A 19,111-nucleotide genomic window follows, 5' to 3' on the forward strand; every position below is an offset into this window, starting at 1 on the left:
GGAACTATATTGAGTAAATCAAACCGCGCCTCCGGGTGCGGTTTTTTGCGTCTCAAGGGGTGCGGCAAAGGCAGCGTTGCTTTTGCTGGATTGAATTGGTAAGAAAACTTTACCAAACGAAAGCGGGAGAGAGTCCGGTGCCGGTGATCACCAATATCAACGACCTGAAGCGCATCTACGAACGCCGCGTGCCGCGGATGTTCTATGACTATGCCGAAAGCGGCAGCTGGACCGAACAGACCTTCCGCGAGAACACCTCGGACTTCGAGCAGATCCGCCTGCGCCAGCGGGTGGCGGTGGATATGTCCGGGCGGACCACTGCCAGCCGGATGATCGGCCAGGATGTGTCTATGCCGGTGGCCCTGGCGCCAGTGGGGCTGACGGGGATGCAGCACGCCGACGGCGAGATCAAGGCGGCCCGCGCGGCGGAAGAATTCGGGGTGCCCTTCACGCTCTCCACCATGTCGATCAACTCGATCGAGGAAGTGGCGGAGGCAACCTCCAAACCGTTCTGGTTCCAGCTCTACACGATGAAGGACGAGGACTATATCCGCCGCCTGATCCAGCGCGCCAAGGATGCCAAATGCTCGGCGCTGGTGATCACACTGGACCTGCAGATCCTGGGGCAGCGGCACAAGGACCTGAAGAACGGCCTGTCCGCACCGCCCAAGCTGACGCCCAGGACCATTGCCAACCTGATGACCAAATGGGCCTGGGGCCTCGAGATGCTGGGCGCCAAGCGGCGCAACTTCGGCAATATCGTCGGCCATGTGCAGGGGGTCTCCGACACCTCGCAGCTGGGGGTCTGGACGGCCGAGCAGTTCGACCCCTCGCTTGACTGGGGCAAGATCGAGAAGCTGATGGAGATGTGGGGCGGCAAGGTGATCCTGAAGGGGATCCTGGATGCCGAGGACGCAAAGATGGCCGCCAAGCTGGGCGCCGATGCCATCGTGGTGTCGAACCACGGCGGGCGGCAGCTGGATGGGGCGCTGAGCTCGATCCGGATGCTGCCGGAGATCATGGATGCGGTGGGCAGCGACGTGGAGGTGCATCTGGACAGCGGCATCCGCTCCGGCCAGGACGTTCTGAAGGCGCTGGCGCTGGGGGCCAAGGGCACCATGATCGGGCGCGCCTTTGTCTATGGCCTGGGCGCCATGGGCCAGAAGGGCGTCACCGCGGCGCTGGAGGTGATTCGCAAGGAGCTGGACACCACCATGGCGCTGTGCGGTGAACGTTCGGTTCAGGACCTGGGGCGCCACAATCTGCTGATCCCCGAGGATTTCGGCGGCCGCTGGCAGGAATAATGCGCCAGGGGCGCCGGGCAGGGGGCATTGCCCCTTTCCATATTGCCCTTTCCGGTCTATAGGCACGGCTTCACGCGGGGTGACAGCCTTGGAGGCACCCCGGCAGACATATTGGAGAATTAAGATGGCAAAAGAGATTCCTGATCTCGTAGCCCAGGAACGTGCGGGGACAGGCAAGGGCGCCGCTCGCGCTGCGCGCCGCGCAGGCATGGTTCCGGGTGTGGTTTACGGTGGCGACGCAGAGCCGCTGGCAATCCAGATCCCGTTCAACGAGCTGCTGAAAAAGCTGAAAGCCGGCCAGTTCAAGTCCACCCTGTGGAACCTGAAAGTGGACGGCCAGGACGACGTGCGCGTGATCTGCCGCGACGTTCAGCGCGACGTGGTCAAGGACCTGCCGACCCACTTCGACCTGATGCGCCTGCGCCGCACCTCGAAAATCAACCTGTACATCCCGGTTGAGTTCATCGGTGAAGAGGCAGCACCCGGCATCAAGAAGGGCGGCATGCTGACCGTTGTCCGCCCCGAGGTTGAGCTGGTTGTGACTGCCGGCGACATCCCGGAGAAGATTACCGTTGACGTGACCGGCCTGAACATCGGCGACGTGGTGACCATCTCCTCGATCGAGCTGCCGAAAGGCACCAAGCCGACCATCGACCGCGACTTCGTGATTGCGAACATCGCAGCGCCGGCCGGCCTGGCCTCCTCCGACGAGGAAGAAGGCGAAGAAGGCGAAGCAGTCGAAGCAGCTGCAGCCGAAGAATAAGAACCGCGCCCTTCCGGGCAACGGTTTTGCGGGCTCCCATCCGGGGCCCGTTTTCTTTTGTGCGGCGCGCGCTCCGCAAGCGATTGACTTTCCCCGGCGCCGCTGCCCCAGTTCCGTCTGAAGAGAGGGGAGCGGGGCATGGCCGATTACGATATTGCCGTTGCGGGCGCCGGCGCGGTGGGCATGAGCTGCGCGCTGTGGGCGCAGATGCGCGGGCACCGGGTGCTGCTGGCGGATCCGGAGCCGCCGGGGTCGGGCACCAGCTATGGCAATGCCTGCACGCTGGCGACCTATGCCTGCCTGCCGGTGAACAGCCCCTCGGTGCTGACGAGCCTGCCCAGCCTGATGTTCTCCAAGGACAGCCCGCTGTCGCTGTCTTTTGCCCATGCGCTGCGCAATCCGCGCTGGATGCTGTCCTTTCTGGCCAACTGCCGCAGCGGCCCCTCGCGCCGGATCGCGGGCCATCTGGCGGATCTGCTGGCCCATGCCGATGCCGGGATCAACCCGCTGATCGAGGCTGCAGGCGCCCAGGACCTGGTGGTGGAGCGCGGCCAGCTGTCGGTCTGGTCGACGGAAAGGGCAGCGGAGGCGGCCACCGCGGACCTGGAACTGCGCCGCGCGCTGGGAGTCCCCTGGCGCGAGGCTGGCCCGGAGGAAGCGCAGGAGATGGAGCCGGGCCTGCGCCTGCCCATCAAACGCGCGGTGCATTTCCACGCTGCCCGGCACTTGCGCGACCCGCTGGAACTCATCACCCGGATGCACCGGGCCTTCACGGAGCTGGGCGGCGCGACGCTGCAGGCCCCGGTGGAGGCGGTGAGGGCCTCGGACAGCGGGGTGGAGCTGCGGGCGGACGGGCAAAGCCTGACGGCGGGCCGCGCGGTGATTGCCAGCGGAGCCTTCTCGAAACGGATTGAGGGCGCGGGAACGGAAAACCTGCCGCTGGGCACCGAGCGCGGCTATCACCTGATGTTCAAGGATGAGGCGCACCGGGTGACGCGCCCGGTCGGCTGGGGCGAAGCCGGGTTCTATGCGGTGCCCCATGCGCAGGGGTTGCGGCTGACCGGGACGGTGGAGATCGCCGCGCTGGAAGCACCGGTGAACCAGCGCCGCCTGGCCTATATCGCCCGCAAGGGGGCAGAGATGCTGGGGGACCTGCCCAAGCCGGACAGCGAGTGGCTGGGATACCGCCCGACGATGCCGGATTCGCTGCCGGTGATCGGGCCCAGCCCGAAGTCGGACCGGGTACTTTATGCGTTTGGCCACCAGCACATCGGGCTGACCCTGGGCGGCATCACCGGGCGGCTGATCGCGGATCTGGCGGAAGGCCGCCAGCCCAACATCGATCTGGCGCCCTTTGCGGCGGACCGTGCCTATGCCTGAGCCTGGTGGCCTCTGGATTCCGCGGTCCAAATAGGGCATCACTCGGTTTCCTTGAAACGCACGCGGGCAGAGGCCATGAAACTCTTTGTGGGGCTGGGCAATCCCGGCCCGAAATATGAGCGCAACCGCCATAACATCGGCTTCATGGCGCTGGACCGGATTGCGTCGGATCACGGGTTTTCGCCGTGGAAGTCCAAGTTCCAGGCGCTGATCTGCGAGGGCAATCTTGGCGGCGAGAAGGTGCTGCTGCTGAAGCCGCAGACCTTCATGAACCTCTCCGGCCAATCGGTGGGGGAGGCGATGCGGTTCTACAAGCTGACGCCTGCCGATGTGGTGGTGCTGCATGACGAGCTGGACCTGGCGCCGGGCAAGGCGCGGATGAAACAGGGCGGCGGCCATGCGGGCCACAACGGCCTGCGCTCGATCCATTCGCATATCGGCGCCGATTACGCGCGGGTGCGGCTGGGGATCGGCCATCCGGGCCACAAGGACGCGGTGGCGGGTTATGTGCTGCGCGACTTCCCCAAGGCGGATGAGGGCTGGCTGGACGACCTGATGCGCGGCATCTCCGACGGCGCGGCAGAGCTGGCCCGCGGCGATGGCGGCAAGTTCATGAACGCGGTTGCCCTGCGCGTGGCGCCGCCGCGCAGCTCCACCACCAAGCCCAAGGCGGAAGCAAAAGCGGAGAAGGCGCCCAAGGAAGAGGTGGCGCCGGACACCCGCTCGCCGCTGGAAAAGCTGATGGACAAGTTCAAGTGAGCCGGGAGACAGGCAGATGGTGAAACTGATTATCGACACCGATCCGGGCATCGACGATGCGATGGCGATCTTCTATGCCGCCGCGGCGCCGGACATTGAGCTGCTGGGCCTGACCACGATCTTCGGCAATGTGACCACCGCAACCGCCACCCGGAACGCGCTGCGCCTGCTGGAGGCCGCAGATCTGGATGTTCCGGTGGCCTCTGGTGCCACCGCGCCCTTGGTGCTGCCGCCGTTCAAACCCTCGTCCCACGTGCATGGTGAGGAAGGCTTTGGCGACATCCCCGCGGCAGAGCCCAAGGGCAAACCGCTGGACGAAGACGCCGCCGATTTCCTCTGCCGCATGGCGCGCGAGCACAAGGGCGAACTGGTGGTCTGCCCGATCGGCCCGCTGACCAACATTGCACTCGCCATGCAGCGCGATCCGGAGTTCATCCAGAACGTCAAATCCATCGTGGTTATGGGCGGCTCTCTGGAGGAGGGCGGCAATATCACGCCCCACGCCGAGGCCAATATCTACCACGACCCGCACGCCGCCGACGTGGTCTGCCAGGGCGGGGAGAAGGTGGTCTTTGTCGGCCTGGACGTCACCCACCGCATTCTCTGCCTAGCGGAGGATTTCGAGGCGATTGCGGCCAAGTCGCCGGAGCTGGGCGGCATGCTGCAGGAGATGTCGTATTTCTACCTCAAGTTCTATCTGGAGGTGGCGGGCAAGAACGGCTGTTCGCTGCATGACCCGGCGGCGGTGATTGCCTGCACCAACCCGGAGCTGTTCGGCATGCGCGAGGTGCCGCTGGTGGTCTCCTGCGAGGGCGAAACCTCCGGCGCCACGCTCGCAGCGCCGGACAGCGGGCGGGAGCCGGTCAAGGTCTGCATGACGGTTGAGGCGGACAGGGTGAAATCGCTGTTTCTCAAGCGTTTTGCGCTGCTGCCGTAGCGCTTAGACCGCAAGTGCCGCCCGTTGCCGTGCTGGCCGCAGGCATAAAAACAGGCCCTGGCGGCGCTTGCGGTCGAGCTGCGGCTCCAACTAATTTCTTGAAATTTTCGGCCGATTATTTTACGCTGTTGTTACCATGCGACATTAGATGGTTAATTAATCCCGACATGGTAATGCCTTAAGCTACACGCATTTGGCTGGGGGTCAAGTAAGCACAGGAATAGCAATTGGCTATTCTTGCAATTGGCTATGGGCGAATTACCGGGATTTATTAACTTGGGGGGTGTCTGATGATTGTCCGACAAGAGTTGCGCTGCGACTTGTTAAGCAGCATAGGTTCCTGCTCTGAACCAGAACGCCAATCTTTCACCAACGGGAAACGCGCGGCCAACGGCAAGATAGCAGCCGCAATGCGCCCGTTGAGTTCGCCGAGGGCAGACCTGAAATTCCAGCTGACAAAAACCAACAGTGGCTTATGGCAAGTCCTGGATGCCAATTGCGCCTGCGGCGGAGTGTTCCGCGACCGCATATCGGCAACCCGGTTTATCCGCCAGGAGCTTGCTGGAGTCCGGTCGCCGGTTGTCTATGTGCTGATCGGCTCAGCGGAGGATGCAGGGGGGCGCACCGGCTTGTGAAATAAGCCGGGAAAAACCGTCAATGACAATGCAATTCCCCGACCGGGCTTATGCTTTGGTCGCGCTGCGTAAGATATGGAGAATACCATGGAAAACGTGCAGCAATTCGGTTCGGAAAGCTTAAAGCTTCCCGCGGCCGGACTTTTTGCGAAATACGAGTCAAATGTGCAGAGTTACGCAAGATCCATGCCTGCAGTTTTTGCTACTGCAATTGGCTGTGAAATCTGGGATGAATCAGGTTTTCGTTACCTGGACTTTCTGGCCGGTGCGGGATCGCTGAATTACGGGCACAATAACCCCGTTCTGAAAAAAGCGCTCACTGACTATGTGGCTGGGGACGGGATCACCCACAGCCTTGATCTGCACACCGAAGCCAAGGGACAGTTTCTGGCCGAGCTGGCCGAGACGATCCTGCAGCCGCGCGGGCTGGATTACGTCGCCCAGTTCACCGGGCCGACCGGCACCAATGCGGTGGAAGCGGCCTTGAAGCTTGCCCGGAAAGTCACCGGCCGGGCCAATGTCGTGCATTTCACCAACAGCTTTCACGGCGTCTCGCTCGGCTCGCTGGCGATGACGGGCAACCAGACCCTGCGCAAGGCGGCCGGCGTGCCGCTGCACGGCGCCGTCTGCATGCCCTTTGACGGCTACCCTGGGGCCGGCCCCGACACGATCGCGCTGCTTGACCAGATGCTCTGCGACGCGTCCAGCGGTATCGACCTGCCGGCCGCGGTGATCGTCGAAACGGTGCAGGGCGAGGGCGGTCTCAATCCGGCCAGCCGGGAGTGGCTGCAGAAGCTTGAGGCACTGTGCCGGCGGCTGGAGATCCTGCTGATCGTCGATGACATCCAGGCCGGCTGCGGCCGCACCGGCACGTTTTTCAGCTTCGAGCCTGCAGGCATCACGCCGGATATCGTCACCCTGTCGAAATCGCTCTCCGGCTATGGGCTGCCGCTTGCGCTGGTCCTGATCAAGCGCGAGCTGGACCAGTGGGAGCCCGGCGAGCACAATGGAACCTTCCGCGGCAACAACCATGCCTTCGTGACGGCGGCGGCGGCGCTGCGCCACTATTGGCGCACAGAGGATTTCTCCCGGGAAATCAAGCAAAAGGCAGAATACCTTGAGACGCGGCTGCAAAGGATTGTGACGCGGTTTCCCGGGCACCTGGAACGGGTCAAGGGACGCGGGCTGATGCAGGGCATCAGCTTTGCGGACGCGGGGAAAGCCGGCGAGGTGCGCGACCGTGCCTTTGCGCTCAGCCTGATCTGCGAACGCTGCGGCCCGGCCGATGAGGTTGTCAAATGCATGCCGCCGCTGACGATTACGCAGGACGAGTTGAGCGAAGGGCTGGATATTCTGGAGCGCGCGGCAGCCGAGGTCCTCGGAGCAGGTGTCAAGACCGGCCCGAAGATCCGCATCGCAGGAGCCTGACTGCAAGCCGCATGCATTTGCCGTGCAACGCGCCGGTAAAGACTGCCGGAAAAGTCGCGAGATGCCCCCTTGCCGCGCCGGAACAGGGCTGCGGAAAGGGCAAGTGGAGAGGGGGTTAGGGGCAATCCCCTTCGACCCTTGGAAAGGCCGGCCAGCGCAATCTGACCGCTGAATTGCCTGATTGCGAACCAGGGCCGGCCGGCGGCAAGCGTTTTGCTCCTGTCAATCTAGCATGGCGCTAGAGATGCCCGTGCCGTGCGCCGTTTCGTCTATTGGAGGCAATCAGTGCTCACTTGTAACACCGCGGTCAATTCTGTTCGCTGGCAGCCCGGAGAGCGCCTGCATCACCTTTACGAGACCCGCTGCGATGCTTTCGACGCCGCCGGCGATTCCGGTCATCTGGCGGTTATCTCCCCGGATGCCACGCTGACGTTCCGGGAGCTGGACGACCGTGCCAACCAGCTGGCGAGATACCTCCTTGCAATGGGGCTGCGGGCGGGCAGCCGCATCGGCCTGATGTTCGACAAGACCGCCGATTCCTATATTGCCCTGCTGGCGGTCCAGAAGATCCATGCCGCCTATGTGCCGCTTGATGCGGGTTTTCCGGCTGAGCGCGTGGCCTTCATCCTTGAAGATGCAGCTGTCTGCGCAATCCTGTCAGTGCGGCGTTACGCCGAGCGCTTCAGCGGTCTTGAATTGCCGGCCGTCTTTCTGGACAGCGCCGCTGCGCGGATCGGCGCTTGCGGAACGGCCCGCCTGCGTCCGGGAGATCTTGGCAGTTCGGGCGATGAGATCGCCTATCTGATCTATACCTCGGGCACGACCGGAAAGCCCAAAGGCGTCGTGATCGAGCAGGCCAGCATCTGCAATTTCGTGCGCGTTGCGGCAGAGGCCTATGGCTACACCCCCGACGACCGCGTCTATCAGGGCATGACGATCGCTTTTGACTTTTCCGTCGAGGAGCTGTGGGTGCCGCTGCTGGCCGGGGCGGCGCTTGTTCCGGCCAAGCCGGGGACGAGCCTGGTCGGAGAGGAGCTGGCTGAGTTTCTGCGAAGCAGCCGGGTGACCGCGATGTGCTGTGTGCCAACGCTGCTGGCCACCATCGAGGAGGAACTGCCCGACCTGCGGTTTCTGCTGGTTTCCGGCGAGGCCTGCCCGCAGGGTCTGATCGGGCGCTGGCACCGCGACGGGCGGACGATCCTGAATGCCTATGGCCCCACCGAAGCGACAGTCACCTGCACATGCACCGAGCTGCGTCCCGGCAAGCCGGTCACCATCGGCGGCCCGCTGCCCAGCTATTCGATTGCCATCCTCGATGCGGAGAAGAATGTGGAGCTGGCAGACGGCGAGCCGGGCGAGATCGCGGTTGCCGGTGTGGGCCTGGCGGCGGGCTATCTCAACCGGCCGAACCTGACGGCGCAGAAATTCGTTCCCGATTGCCTGAACGGCCCCAACAACCCCTCTCACCGGCTCTACCGCACCGGCGATCTGGGGCGCATCAATCCGGATGGCGAGGTCGAATTCCTGGGCCGGATCGACACCCAGGTGAAGATCCGCGGCTACCGGATCGAGCTGACCGAAATTGAATCTGTCCTGCTCGAACTGCCGGAGATCGGCCAGGCGGTCGTCGACACCTGGGAGAGCGAGCCGGGCACCCGCGAACTGGTTGCCTATTATTCGCTCAACCAGGGTGTTGCCGCGCTGGAGAAGGAGGTGGTTGCCCGGGCGCTCAAGGCGCGGCTGCCGGCCTATATGGTGCCGTCCTATCTGGAGGAGCTGGAATTCATCCCGATGACCGTCAACAACAAGGCGGACCGCAAGCAGCTGCCGCCCCCCGCCGGACCGCGCTTTGTCTCCGCCAGCAAGAACATTGCCGCGCCGCGCGATGAGGTCGAGAGGCTGCTTGCCGATCAGCTCTGCCCGGTTCTGAATATCGGCAAGTTTTCGATAGACGACCATTTCTTCGATGATCTGGGCGCCCATTCGCTGCTGATGGCGCGCTATTGCGCGGCGTTGCGCAAATGCCCGGGCCTGCCGGATATCTCCATGCGCGATGTTTACCTCAACCCGACGATCCGGAAGCTTGGGGCGCATGCCAAGGCCGCAGCGCCGTCGCAGCAAGCCAGTGTGCCTTTGCGCGCACCGCGGAAGCAGCATATCGCCAGTGACCGCGACTATTTCCTGTGCGGTGCAGCGCAGGTTGCCTGGATGGTTGCTTATGGATTGTTCGGGATGTGGCTGCTGGTCAAGGCTTTGGAGTGGGCGTTTGGGGGCGGCGAGGGCGCGGTGGTGGCCGGTACGCGAATGGTCGTCGCAGGCATCGGCCTGCTTGTGCTGTTCACCGTGATTCCGATTGCTGCGAAGTGGCTTCTGATCGGGCGCTGGCGGCCGCAGCGGTTCCCGGTCTGGAGCGCGGCCTATTTCCGGTTCTGGCTGGTCAAGGGGCTGACACGCAGCGCTCCGCCTGCCTTGATGGCCGGCAGCCCGGTCTACAATCTCTACATGCGGGCGCTCGGCGCTAAGATCGGGCGCGGAACCGTCATACAGGCGCCTTCCCTGGTGTGCACCGACCTGTTGTCAATCGGGCAGAACACGATCCTGCGCCGTGATACGGTCATGCTCGGCTACCAGGCCGAAGCCGGCTTTATTGAAACCGGCCCGGTCACCATTGGCGACAACGTGTTCATCGGCGAGGAGTGCATTTTCGAGATCGGCACCTGCATGGAAAACGACACCCAGCTTGGCCACGGTTCGAGCCTCGAAAGGGGGCAGACCGCGCGGGCGGGCGGTCATTATCACGGCACCCCTGCGATCGAGACACAGGCCGACTATTGCCAGGTTGAGCCCCTCCCATGCGGGGAACTGCGGCGCTGGTCCTATACGCTGGGCCTGATGGTCTTTGGCTTCGCGATGACCTGGCTGTTCTTTGCCGCAATCGCAGCGGTTACCCAAAGCGACATGGAAATCGCCATTCTGAGAAATACCAGCGCCTTGGCGATGGCCGCCACATCGGCGAAGTATTCCATGATCCTCTTTGTGGTGTTTTTCCCATTGGGGCTGCTGCTCGTTGGTGCGGTTCCGCGCTTGATTGCCTGGACTGTAGAGCCCGGCCGTGCCTATCCGCTCTTCGGTCTCCACTACTTTTTGCAGAGCATGATTGATGGCGCGTCGAACTCGAAGTTCTATAACAATATTTTCGGAGACAGCTCGGCGATCGTCTATTACCTTCGCTATGTCGGCTACAATCTGAACCAGGTTGTGCAGACCGGGTCCAACTTCGGGACCACCCAGCGCCATACCAACCCCTTTCTTTGCGACATCGGTTCCGGCACCATGGCCTCGGATGCCCTTTCGATGATCAACACCGAGTTTTCGGCCTCTTCCTTCCGCGTGCTGCCGGTCAAGATCGGTGCGAACAATTACTTGGGCAATTCGATCCACTATCCTGCCGGAGGCCGCACCGGGGACAACTGCCTGATCGGCACCAAGACGATGATCCCGATCGATGGGCCCATCCGCGAGAACACCGGCCTTCTCGGGTCCCCGCCCTTTGAAATCCCGCGCGCCGTGCAGCGCGACACAGAGCTTGCCGCCCAGCTTGACGAGGCCGAGCGCGCCAGGCGGCTGAAGCAAAAGAACATGCACAACCTGGTTGCGGTGCTGCTGTACCTCGGGATGTGGATGGTGCCCATGCTTGTCCTGTTGATCGGCTTTCAAGTCGCCTGGCAGGCCTATCCGGAGATAGGCTATGCTGCCTGGGCCTTGCTGGGCTTGTTCATGGGCTTCTTCATCATCGGCTATTTTGTCTTTTGCGAGCGTGCCAGCCTCGGATTCGGCCGGCTGCAGCCGCGCCAGGCGATTGTTCTCGAACGGTACTACTGGTTCCATGAGCAGCATTGGAAAATCATTGGGCATCCTGTCGGCAAACTGTTCGCCGGAACCCCTCTGCGCAGTGTCATCGGCCGGATGCTCGGCACGAAGATCGGCCGCAAGGTGTTTGATGACGGTGCCCAATTCGTGGAACGGACACTGATCGAAATCGGCGACCATGTGACTCTGAACCACCTCTCGGTGCTGCAATGCCACTCACTGGAAGAAGGTGTCTTCAAATCGGACCGGATCCGCCTGGGCGATGGTGTCACCGTCGGCGTCACCGGTTTTGTCCATTACGGAACCTGCATCGGCGAGGACGCCGTGCTCGCCGCCAACTGTTTCCTGATGAAGGGGGAACAGGTCGGCGCCGGGGAAACCTGGGGCGGCAATCCCGCTTGTGCCCTGGCGCGCACCGCCCCGGGAGCCGTGCGCCGGTCTGGAAAGCCGGCGGTCGAAGAGCACATAGCCGCTTGCCAGCAGACTCTCTGTGCTGAATGATCTTAGCGTTCAGCCTTGGCCGGTCCGCACCGCGGCCGCGGCGGCTGTGTGCCCCGCTTGAGGGAGCGGATAAAGCCGGTTAGGGGTAGGAGCAGGGAGGATCCCCCGCAAAATGAAGCTTACCACGATGGAATTCGCGGTCTTCAGTGCTGCGCTGATGATGCCTGCGGCTGGCTGGACTCAGCAGATGGTGCACCAGAATCCGATCATGTCTGTCCCGGATGAAGACGAAGAGGAGGAGTATGTTCCGGATAAGCCATTCAGCGGAGAGCTGATTCTGGAGTACTCCCACAATAACGACGACAGCGAGGATGAATCCGAGACCGATTACACGGCGACTTTGAAAGCCAGTTATTTCTTCAATGAGAATTTCGCCATCGTAGGAACTTTGCTTGGCTCATCTGTGAGGGGGGACGGTTCGTTCCCGAATGATTACGACTTCTATTTCGAGGAACTGTACCTGTCCGCCGAATTCGGCCGTTTCGGGGTTTTCGGCGGCAAGTTCAACCCGACGTTCGGGTTCGGCTTCGACGATCCGGAAGATGATTTTTTCAATATTGGATACTTTGGCGACTACGAACTGGACGAACGGCTGGGTGTCGGGGTCACTTATACCTTCGAAGATTCCTATGGCAGCGAACACACTCTGGGCACGAGCGTTTTCCGGCTGGATACCAGCCTGCTCGCCAAGAGCTTCTTCCGGGGGGAGCGGCTGGCCACCCGGGCGGACGGCGGGCTGAGCAATACCGGCGGCCTGGACTCCTACAACATCTGGCTGGAAGGCGAGGATGCTTTCGGTGCCGAGGACATGCTCTACAACATCTCCTTTCGCTCGCAAAAAGGCGGGCTTCCGGGGGAAGCGACTGAAACCGGGTATGTCGTCAGCGCCAGCAAGCTCTTCGAACTCGAAAACGGCAACGACCTGGAAGTGTACACCGAGCTTGTGAGCCTGAACAATTCACTGGAAGACGGGGTATCCTTCAATCAGGATTCTCTGTCGGCGACAGCGGCGTATTACTTTGGCAATGAATGGATCGCGTCGCTGGGCGGCGGCGTTCAGGAGGTCAGAAACAGCAGCGACACCAGCGAGATTGCCAACGGCAGAAATCATTTCGCAGCTGCGTCGGTCGGCAAGAGTTTCGCCGAAAATTTGTTTGCGGAGCTGAATTACGAGCACGAACGGGTCGACGGTGTCTCCTTCAACGCGGCAGGTATCTCCCTGTACTACGGCATCTTTGAGCTGGCTTACGCGCGCGAACGGACCGACGGGGAATACACCAATTCGGCGGGCATCTCAGTTTACTACAGCATCGAGTTCTGACCGCAGGACCTTCGAGGCATCGCTGCGCACGGGGGCTGGCGCGTTTCCGGCAAAGGAAAGCCTCCTGTCCGGTACAGGCAACTTGCGCGGCGCTTCGGGGCAGGGGGCGCTGGACGGCCGCCCCGTTCGGCTCGCCTGACCGGAATAGTGGCCAGACCGGCCAGTTCTGCCTTAGGCGCCGTTGCTGCGAGGATTGCGGGGGGAGGCGGTTTCAGCCGTCAGAAGCCTGCTTAGTGTTTCCAGAGAGCCGTCGGTGGCCAGCGAGGCGACAAGGTCTGCGACCCGCGCTTGCGTCATGCCGATGGCGTCGGCGGCGTCGTCGAGTTCCTCCAGGAGCTGGCCGGCAGTGCTGCTGTTCTGGCGGTGCGAGTTCTCCAGCTCTTTGGAGGCAGCGTCAAATGCTTCGCGGGCTTGGGCGTAGTCACTGGCGGCAGCGATCACGGCCTGAATGCGTTCTGCCTGCGTTTCAGGGAGGGCAGCGATTCTGGCGTTCATTTGAGAAAATCTCCAAGCGTCATCAGAATTGGCAGAGCAGCTTTCCATAGCCGCGGCCGGCCGCGCCGGCGGGCTTTTCAGGAAGCCTGCGCTTTGCGGCCCCGCTCTGCCGGGGTCTTGAAATCCTGGGTGTCATCGCGTTCTCCGGTAAATCGGCGCGATAGAAATATAGTTCTATCAACATGCGCGTGTAAATCGGTTTCTGCGGACCGGCATTCAAATTCCTGTCTGCACAGTGTTGCTTGTAGACTTATAATTCTATTTGCGGGAACTATAGTTCTGTGTATGCTGCTGGGTATGGGTGAACGCGGTGGAAAAACACAACTCTCTGCAGATAGCGGAATTGAGCTTTGGCGGCAGCGCTTGCGCCAGGCGCTGGACATCCGTGGCCTCGACTATGACGAGGTTTCGGAAGCCGCGGGCAACAATCCGGAATACGTCAGCAAGGTTCTGAATGGCCGCTTCAATCCGACAGTTGCGCGGATCATCCGGATTTGTGAAGTTGCAAATATAGACATGGCTTATCTGTTCTCGGATGAGCCGGATGCAGATGACCGAAGCGTTCTGGACAAGGCAGCGGATCTTACCGAAGATGACGCAAAACTAGTTAGCCGGCTCATCAGCAGCGCCCGCGCGCGCTGACTCTATCCTCTCGACAATACGTTTAAACAGGTGGGTTCCCAGGTGGGGCCTTTCCCGGTTGGCATCGGCGACTGTGCGTAACAGCACTTCCAGGGTCGCTGCAGTGATTTTATCTCTTTGCATGGTCTTGCCCGAGTAATGTACTTATCATTTGTGATAATCGCTTTTTGCGGTATCATTATGGTTGGTTGCATACTATGCGTGTGAAGCACAATATGAGAAATGATATACGCGGTATTCTTTTAAGGTCCCTGGGGGAAATCTCGGAGAACGGGTATTCCATTGGTGTGGGCTTCGACGGGGTAGAGCCGGTCTTTGTCCACAGCACCTACGCCAAGCGCTGGGTGGACCGGTATGTCGACCAGGCGTACCTGCTTGTAGACCCAACAATTCAGTTCGGATTGAGCAGCACAGGCTGGGTGACCTGGAAAGAACTTGAGCGGCTCTTTCCGTCGTCGAAGGCGTTTTTTAAGGATGCGGCGAACTACGGGCTGCATCAGGGAAATACATTGGCGATCAGCGCCGATGGGCGCGTTTCTGTTCTGAGCTGCTCTGGTCCTGAGTGGAGCAAAGAGGAACTGCGGATCGCCCGCGCGGCCCTCTATGCCCTGCACGCACTGGAATTCGAGCCGTCGAACGCAATCACGCTCACGGCTCCGGTCAAGGATGTTCTCAGGATGATGTGCAGCGGCTGCAAGGATCAGGAAATTGCTGAGAGTTTGGGGGTCAAGCTGGAAACCGTCAGGGCCCGGCGGCGGACTGCCATGCAGGCGCTGGAAGCCAAGACGAGCGCTCAGCTCATATCACAAGTAATAAAATTCGGACTGATCTGACACTTCAGGATTTCAAACGGCTAAGTCCCTTTGATCATGGCGCTGCAACTAGGAGAGCGCCATGCAGCTACACATCTTTTCTTACGAACAACGGTCCAGTTTCAATGCGGAGTACCGGGGCTTTCTTGCCTTGCGCAAACAGAAGCTGGTGGACGAACTCGGCTGGGGGTTGAACCACGATGGAACTTTTGAACAGGATCAGTACGATCGGCCGGGAGCCGTCTATTCGATTGTCACGCAGGGCAGCCGGATCATTGCCGGGGCGCGTGCCGCGTCCTGCGGCAGCAGTGACGGCTACTGGAGCTATATGCTGAAGGATGCCAGGGACGGCAAGATCCAGGGCATACCGGGCGGGCTGCTGAGCGAATACCCGGAGACAGACCGGACGTGGGAGTGCACCCGTTTCGTCATGGACGAGACCCGGGCAGACACAGCGCAGCCATCCATTGAAACCAAGCTGGTGGTTGCCGGATTGTGCCAGGCGGCGCATAGCTTCGGTGCCTCCGAGATGATGTCGCTGTCGCCGCGCAGCCTGGGGCTGCTGCTGAGGCGGTTCGGGTACACTGTCCGCAGGGAAGCGGCCCGCTATATCTGCAATGATGACGGGCGCGAATACCGGACATTCCTGATGGCGTGCGACCCCTTGGTGAACCAGGACCTGGCAGCGTTCTGCCTCTCGCCTGCTTCCCAATTCGGTCCGGTGCCTCAGCTTCAGGGGGCTGCGTAGCGGGTCAATCCGGATCACGTTCCCTTCACAATGGCCTGTTGGCTGCCCCGTCCCTTGAGGCCGCTGCCGCAAGGTCATTCGCAGCCTTGAAAACCAATGGCGCTGCCGGGCAAATTCCTTGCCTGGCAGCGCTGTCCTGTTCTGCCTGCCCCCGCAGCCGGGGACCGGCAGGGAGGCCATTGCGTCCCCGGCTGAAGTCAGTCCGCGTCGGCAGACCCTTCGGCGCGCAGCCGGGCGCGCCGGGCGCGGTAGCTGGGCAGGACCACCAGGATGATGGCCAGGCCCAGCAGTCCAAGGGTCATTGGCCTTTCCAGGATGAACCCGAGCCCGTCATACAGCTGCATCGACCGGGCAAAGTTGTCCTCCAGCATCCGCCCCAGGATGAATCCGATCAGCAGCGGCGCCAGCGGATAGTCCGCAAACCGCAGCACCGTTGCGCAGATCCCAAGGCCCACAAGGATCAGCAGCTCGGTGGCGTTGTTCTGGCCGATGTAGGCCCCCATCAGGGTGAAGAACAGGATGAAGGGGATCAGGTAGTTGCGCGGCACCGCCAGCACCTTGGCGATATAGGGGATCAGCGGCAGGTTCAGGATCAAGAGGATCAGGTTGCCCAGATACATTGAGATGATGACGGCCCAGAAGATCTGCGGCTCATCCACCATCAGCCGCGGCCCGGGCGAGACGTTGAGCGCGATCAGCGCCCCCAGCAGGATCGCGGTGGTGCCGGAGCCGGGAATGCCCAGCGTCAGGAGCGGTACGAAGGAGCCGGTGCAGGCGGCGTTGTTGGCGCTTTCCGGCGCGGCGAGGCCTTTGACAGAGCCCTTGCCGAACTGCTCCTGCTCCTCCTTCGGGGCAATGTTGCGCTCCACCGCATAGCCGAGGAAGGAGGCGATGGTGGCGCCCGCGCCCGGCAGCACGCCGATCAGGAAGCCCTGGATCGACTGGCGCCCGATCACCGGGGCGATTGCCTTGGCCTCCTCCCTGGTGATGCGCAGGTCCTTGATCTCGCTGCTGCCGCTGCCGGAATTGGAGCGGGAGGGATCCAGCACCAGATACATCGCCTCCGGCAGGGCGAACATCGCCATCGCCAGGGTGATGAAGCCAAAGCCCGACTGCAGGTCCATGATCCCCATGGTGAAGCGCGGCATGTTGAACAGCGCGCCTTCGCCCACCGTGGCCATGATCAGCCCCAGGAGCGTCATCAGAAGCGCCTTGCCGACCTGTCCGGATCCGGCAAAGGCGGCAATCGCCGACAGCCCCACCACCATCAGCGCGAAATATTCGGCCGAATGGAACAGCAGCGCCACGGTCGCCAGCGCCGGAGCGAAGATCATCAGCAGGATCGCCCCGATGGTTCCGCCGGAGAAAGACGCGATCGCCGCCACCGTCAGCGCCTTGCCGGCCTTGCCCTGGCGGGCCAGCGGGTAGCCGTCGAAACTGGTCGCCACGGTGGAGGCGACACCGGGCGCGTTGATCAGGATCGAGGAGGTGGAGCCGCCGAAGATCGCGCCGTAATAAACACCGGCCAGCAGGATCAGCGCGGCGGAGGGATCACCGATGGAGATCGCCACCGGGATCATGATGGCGATGATCGACATCGGCCCCAGCCCTGGCAGCATGCCGATGAAGGTGCCGATCAGGCAGCCGCCGATGACCATCAGAAGATTGGTGAGGGAAAAGGCCGTTCCCAGCCCGACCATGATGCCTTCGAGCATGTCAGCCTCCGTTTGTCAGAAATGCGGGCCAAGGGCTCAGGAAGATGCCAAGCACCTCCTGCACCAGATACCAGACCACGCCGGCCGCCCCGGCGGTGACAGGCAGCAGGATGTGCAGCTTGCGCTCGCCCAGCACCCAGGCGCCGGCGACCAGAAAGCCCACAGTAGCGGGCAGGAAGCCCGCGGGCCGCAGCAGCAGCGCATAGGCCGCCATCAGCCCCAGCAGCGCCAGCGCCTGGCCCAGCTTGTACTCCGTCAGGCGGCGGTAGTTGATGTCCATCGGTTTCGGGTCGTCGGCGCCTTTTTCAAACCCCAGCAGCACGTAGAGGGCCACCAGGATGGCCATCACCGACAGGATCTTGGGGAAGGTGCTGGGCCAGATCGGGTTGCGTTTCATGAAGGGCGGCAGGGCGGCATCCATGGTGAAGAAAGCCGCATAGCCGTAGGCGAGGCAGATCATCAGAATGACCAGGGCAATCCAGCGGTCGAGTGCCATGTTCTCCTCCGGTATTGAGAAGGAATTGAAGGGAAGGGGGCGCTGCCCCCGCCGCGCGCTGCGCGGCTCCCCCGGGATATTTGAGGCCAGAAGAAGGACTGTGCCCGCGCTCTGAGAACAGTTTTCTGCGCCGCCGGGCGCGAAAGCCAATCAGTTAACGGCAGTTTGGGGGCGGGCTTCTTTTGGCTGTAAATATCCTGGGGGTGCGGGGGCAAAGCCCCCGCGTTTGCGCCGGGCTCAGAGGAAGCCGAGCTTCTTCATCAGATCGCCGATGGCCTGTTCCTGGTCCTCCAGGAAGGCGCGGAAATCATCGCCCGAATTGTGGATGTTGACCCAGCCGTTGCGGGCGCGGACCTCTTCCCATTCCGGGGTGCCGTACATCTTGGCCAGCGCGTCCTGATAGGCGGCCAGCTTGTCCTCGGGCAGGCCGGGGGCCGCAAAGAAGCCGCGCCAGTTGACGAAGGTGGTGTCGAGCCCCTGTTCCTTCATCGTCGGCGCATCCGGGTAGCTGTCCACGCGCTCATCGGCGGTGATGCCGATGATCTTCACCTCGCCGGCATTGGCCAGGTCGATGGCTTCGGAAAACCCGGTGCTGAGCGCCGCGATCTCGCCCGACAACAGCGCCGCCATGGCCTTGCCGCCGGCATCGTAGGGGATGTATTTCACTGCCGTCGGGTCTTCGCCCGCGGCCTCCATCACCATCGCCGCAACCAGGTGGTCCATGCCGCCCGGAACCGAGCCGCCGCCCACCGCGGTGCCGCGCGGGTCGGCCTTGTAGGCGGCCAGCAGGTCCTCCATCGAATTGATCGGGCTGTCCTTGCCCACCACGATAGCCGCATAGTCGCCAATGGTGCCCGCCACCAGCGTCAGATCGCGGAAGTTCTGCGGGAACACGCCGGTGAGTGAACGGATCACGATCGGGGTGGAATTCACCATCAGCGTGCCGTGCTGGCTTTCGGCGTTTTCGATCAGGTAGCCGATCGCCTTGCCGCCGCCGCCGCCGGACATGTTCTCGTATGACGCCTTGCCCACCAGCCCGGCTTCCGTCAGCGCTTCGCCAGTGCCGCGGGCGGTGCCGTCCCAGCCGCCGCCTGCGCCGCCGGGGATCAGGAAGTGGATGCTGCCGACCACCTGCTCCCCGGCCCAGGACGGGGTTGCAAAAGCCAGTGCCGCCGCCGTTGCCGCCAGTGCCGCACGGCGGGTCAGGGTCCATTTGTTCATGTTGTCCTCCCATTTGACAAAACGCGGTCAAGCCGCTCATGACTGAAAGTGAGCACAGCAAGCTGACACAAACCTGTCACGTAG

The 19,111-nt window shown here is 62.3% G+C and carries 16 protein-coding genes; 12 read left to right on the forward strand and 4 right to left on the reverse strand.

Translation table 11 applies throughout. From position 1 onward, the window contains the following. The first annotated feature begins 137 nt into the window (after positions 1-137). From ACFMBG_RS09095 to ACFMBG_RS09135, 9 genes are all read left to right on the forward strand, one after another. Positions 138-1,304, forward strand: coding sequence for an alpha-hydroxy acid oxidase (locus ACFMBG_RS09095; protein ID WP_421054384.1), 1,167 nt, complete (start codon positions 138-140; stop codon positions 1,302-1,304). Positions 1,305-1,428: 124 nt separating this feature from the next. Next, complete coding sequence (locus ACFMBG_RS09100; protein ID WP_421054385.1) at positions 1,429-2,067, forward strand: 50S ribosomal protein L25/general stress protein Ctc; 639 nt, start codon at positions 1,429-1,431, stop codon at positions 2,065-2,067. A 138-nt stretch (positions 2,068-2,205) separates the two neighbouring features. Further along, positions 2,206-3,447, forward strand: coding sequence for an NAD(P)/FAD-dependent oxidoreductase (locus ACFMBG_RS09105; protein ID WP_421054386.1), 1,242 nt, complete (start codon positions 2,206-2,208; stop codon positions 3,445-3,447). 75 nt (positions 3,448-3,522) lie between these two features. Then, complete coding sequence (pth, locus tag ACFMBG_RS09110; RefSeq protein ID WP_421054387.1) at positions 3,523-4,206, forward strand: aminoacyl-tRNA hydrolase; 684 nt, start codon at positions 3,523-3,525, stop codon at positions 4,204-4,206. A 16-nt stretch (positions 4,207-4,222) separates the two neighbouring features. Further along, a complete protein-coding gene (locus ACFMBG_RS09115) occupies positions 4,223-5,143 on the forward strand; it encodes a nucleoside hydrolase (RefSeq protein ID WP_421054388.1) in 921 nt (306 codons plus the stop codon). A 290-nt stretch (positions 5,144-5,433) separates the two neighbouring features. After that, a complete protein-coding gene (locus ACFMBG_RS09120) occupies positions 5,434-5,778 on the forward strand; it encodes a hypothetical protein (RefSeq protein ID WP_421054389.1) in 345 nt (114 codons plus the stop codon). Between the two features lie 87 nt (positions 5,779-5,865). Beyond that, a complete protein-coding gene (ectB, locus tag ACFMBG_RS09125) occupies positions 5,866-7,206 on the forward strand; it encodes a diaminobutyrate--2-oxoglutarate transaminase (protein WP_421054390.1) in 1,341 nt (446 codons plus the stop codon). A gap of 285 nt (positions 7,207-7,491) precedes the next feature. Beyond that, the gene (locus ACFMBG_RS09130) at positions 7,492-11,577 is read left to right on the forward strand and encodes a Pls/PosA family non-ribosomal peptide synthetase (RefSeq protein ID WP_421054391.1); all 4,086 of its coding nucleotides are present in this window, start codon (positions 7,492-7,494) and stop codon (positions 11,575-11,577) included. A 112-nt stretch (positions 11,578-11,689) separates the two neighbouring features. Continuing rightward, positions 11,690-12,898, forward strand: coding sequence for a hypothetical protein (locus ACFMBG_RS09135; protein ID WP_421054392.1), 1,209 nt, complete (start codon positions 11,690-11,692; stop codon positions 12,896-12,898). A 171-nt stretch (positions 12,899-13,069) separates the two neighbouring features. On the opposite strand, the gene ACFMBG_RS09140 is transcribed toward ACFMBG_RS09135, so the two are convergent. After that, positions 13,070-13,393: a hypothetical protein gene (locus ACFMBG_RS09140; RefSeq protein WP_421054393.1), complete on the reverse strand. Its 324-nt coding sequence runs from the start codon at positions 13,391-13,393 to the stop codon at positions 13,070-13,072. A 285-nt stretch (positions 13,394-13,678) separates the two neighbouring features. Here ACFMBG_RS09140 and ACFMBG_RS09145 point away from each other — a divergent pair, with 285 nt between their 5' ends. From ACFMBG_RS09145 to ACFMBG_RS09155, 3 genes are all read left to right on the forward strand, one after another. Next, a complete protein-coding gene (locus tag ACFMBG_RS09145) occupies positions 13,679-14,035 on the forward strand; it encodes a helix-turn-helix domain-containing protein (RefSeq protein WP_421054394.1) in 357 nt (118 codons plus the stop codon). 197 nt (positions 14,036-14,232) lie between these two features. Continuing rightward, the gene (locus tag ACFMBG_RS09150; protein WP_421054395.1) at positions 14,233-14,868 is read left to right on the forward strand and encodes a helix-turn-helix transcriptional regulator; all 636 of its coding nucleotides are present in this window, start codon (positions 14,233-14,235) and stop codon (positions 14,866-14,868) included. Between the two features lie 61 nt (positions 14,869-14,929). After that, complete coding sequence (locus ACFMBG_RS09155) at positions 14,930-15,595, forward strand: acyl-homoserine-lactone synthase (protein WP_421054396.1); 666 nt, start codon at positions 14,930-14,932, stop codon at positions 15,593-15,595. A gap of 197 nt (positions 15,596-15,792) precedes the next feature. On the opposite strand, the gene ACFMBG_RS09160 is transcribed toward ACFMBG_RS09155, so the two are convergent. From ACFMBG_RS09160 to ACFMBG_RS09170, 3 genes are all read right to left on the reverse strand, one after another. Continuing rightward, the gene (locus ACFMBG_RS09160) at positions 15,793-17,310 is read right to left on the reverse strand and encodes a tripartite tricarboxylate transporter permease (RefSeq protein WP_421054397.1); all 1,518 of its coding nucleotides are present in this window, start codon (positions 17,308-17,310) and stop codon (positions 15,793-15,795) included. A gap of 1 nt (position 17,311) precedes the next feature. Beyond that, complete coding sequence (locus ACFMBG_RS09165) at positions 17,312-17,806, reverse strand: tripartite tricarboxylate transporter TctB family protein (RefSeq protein WP_421054398.1); 495 nt, start codon at positions 17,804-17,806, stop codon at positions 17,312-17,314. A 237-nt stretch (positions 17,807-18,043) separates the two neighbouring features. Beyond that, complete coding sequence (locus ACFMBG_RS09170; RefSeq protein ID WP_421054399.1) at positions 18,044-19,027, reverse strand: tripartite tricarboxylate transporter substrate binding protein; 984 nt, start codon at positions 19,025-19,027, stop codon at positions 18,044-18,046. Between the last annotated feature and the right edge of the window lie 84 nt (positions 19,028-19,111).

The sequence above is a fragment of the Leisingera coralii genome (assembly GCF_049056525.1).
Lineage (GTDB): Bacteria > Pseudomonadota > Alphaproteobacteria > Rhodobacterales > Rhodobacteraceae > Leisingera > Leisingera coralii.

Coding starts and splice junctions, on each gene's coding strand:
- ACFMBG_RS09135 (WP_421054392.1), top strand. CDS start 11,690: ATGAAGCTTACCACGATGGAATTCGCGGTCTTCAGTGCTGCGCTGATG.
- ACFMBG_RS09145 (WP_421054394.1), top strand. CDS start 13,679: ATGCTGCTGGGTATGGGTGAACGCGGTGGAAAAACACAACTCTCTGCA.
- ACFMBG_RS09100 (WP_421054385.1), top strand. CDS start 1,429: ATGGCAAAAGAGATTCCTGATCTCGTAGCCCAGGAACGTGCGGGGACA.
- ACFMBG_RS09120 (WP_421054389.1), top strand. CDS start 5,434: ATGATTGTCCGACAAGAGTTGCGCTGCGACTTGTTAAGCAGCATAGGT.
- ACFMBG_RS09170 (WP_421054399.1), bottom strand. CDS start 19,027: ATGAACAAATGGACCCTGACCCGCCGTGCGGCACTGGCGGCAACGGCG.
- ACFMBG_RS09160 (WP_421054397.1), bottom strand. CDS start 17,310: ATGCTCGAAGGCATCATGGTCGGGCTGGGAACGGCCTTTTCCCTCACC.
- ectB (WP_421054390.1), top strand. CDS start 5,866: ATGGAAAACGTGCAGCAATTCGGTTCGGAAAGCTTAAAGCTTCCCGCG.
- ACFMBG_RS09115 (WP_421054388.1), top strand. CDS start 4,223: ATGGTGAAACTGATTATCGACACCGATCCGGGCATCGACGATGCGATG.
- pth (WP_421054387.1), top strand. CDS start 3,523: ATGAAACTCTTTGTGGGGCTGGGCAATCCCGGCCCGAAATATGAGCGC.
- ACFMBG_RS09165 (WP_421054398.1), bottom strand. CDS start 17,806: ATGGCACTCGACCGCTGGATTGCCCTGGTCATTCTGATGATCTGCCTC.
- ACFMBG_RS09140 (WP_421054393.1), bottom strand. CDS start 13,393: ATGAACGCCAGAATCGCTGCCCTCCCTGAAACGCAGGCAGAACGCATT.
- ACFMBG_RS09150 (WP_421054395.1), top strand. CDS start 14,233: ATGCGTGTGAAGCACAATATGAGAAATGATATACGCGGTATTCTTTTA.
- ACFMBG_RS09155 (WP_421054396.1), top strand. CDS start 14,930: ATGCAGCTACACATCTTTTCTTACGAACAACGGTCCAGTTTCAATGCG.
- ACFMBG_RS09105 (WP_421054386.1), top strand. CDS start 2,206: ATGGCCGATTACGATATTGCCGTTGCGGGCGCCGGCGCGGTGGGCATG.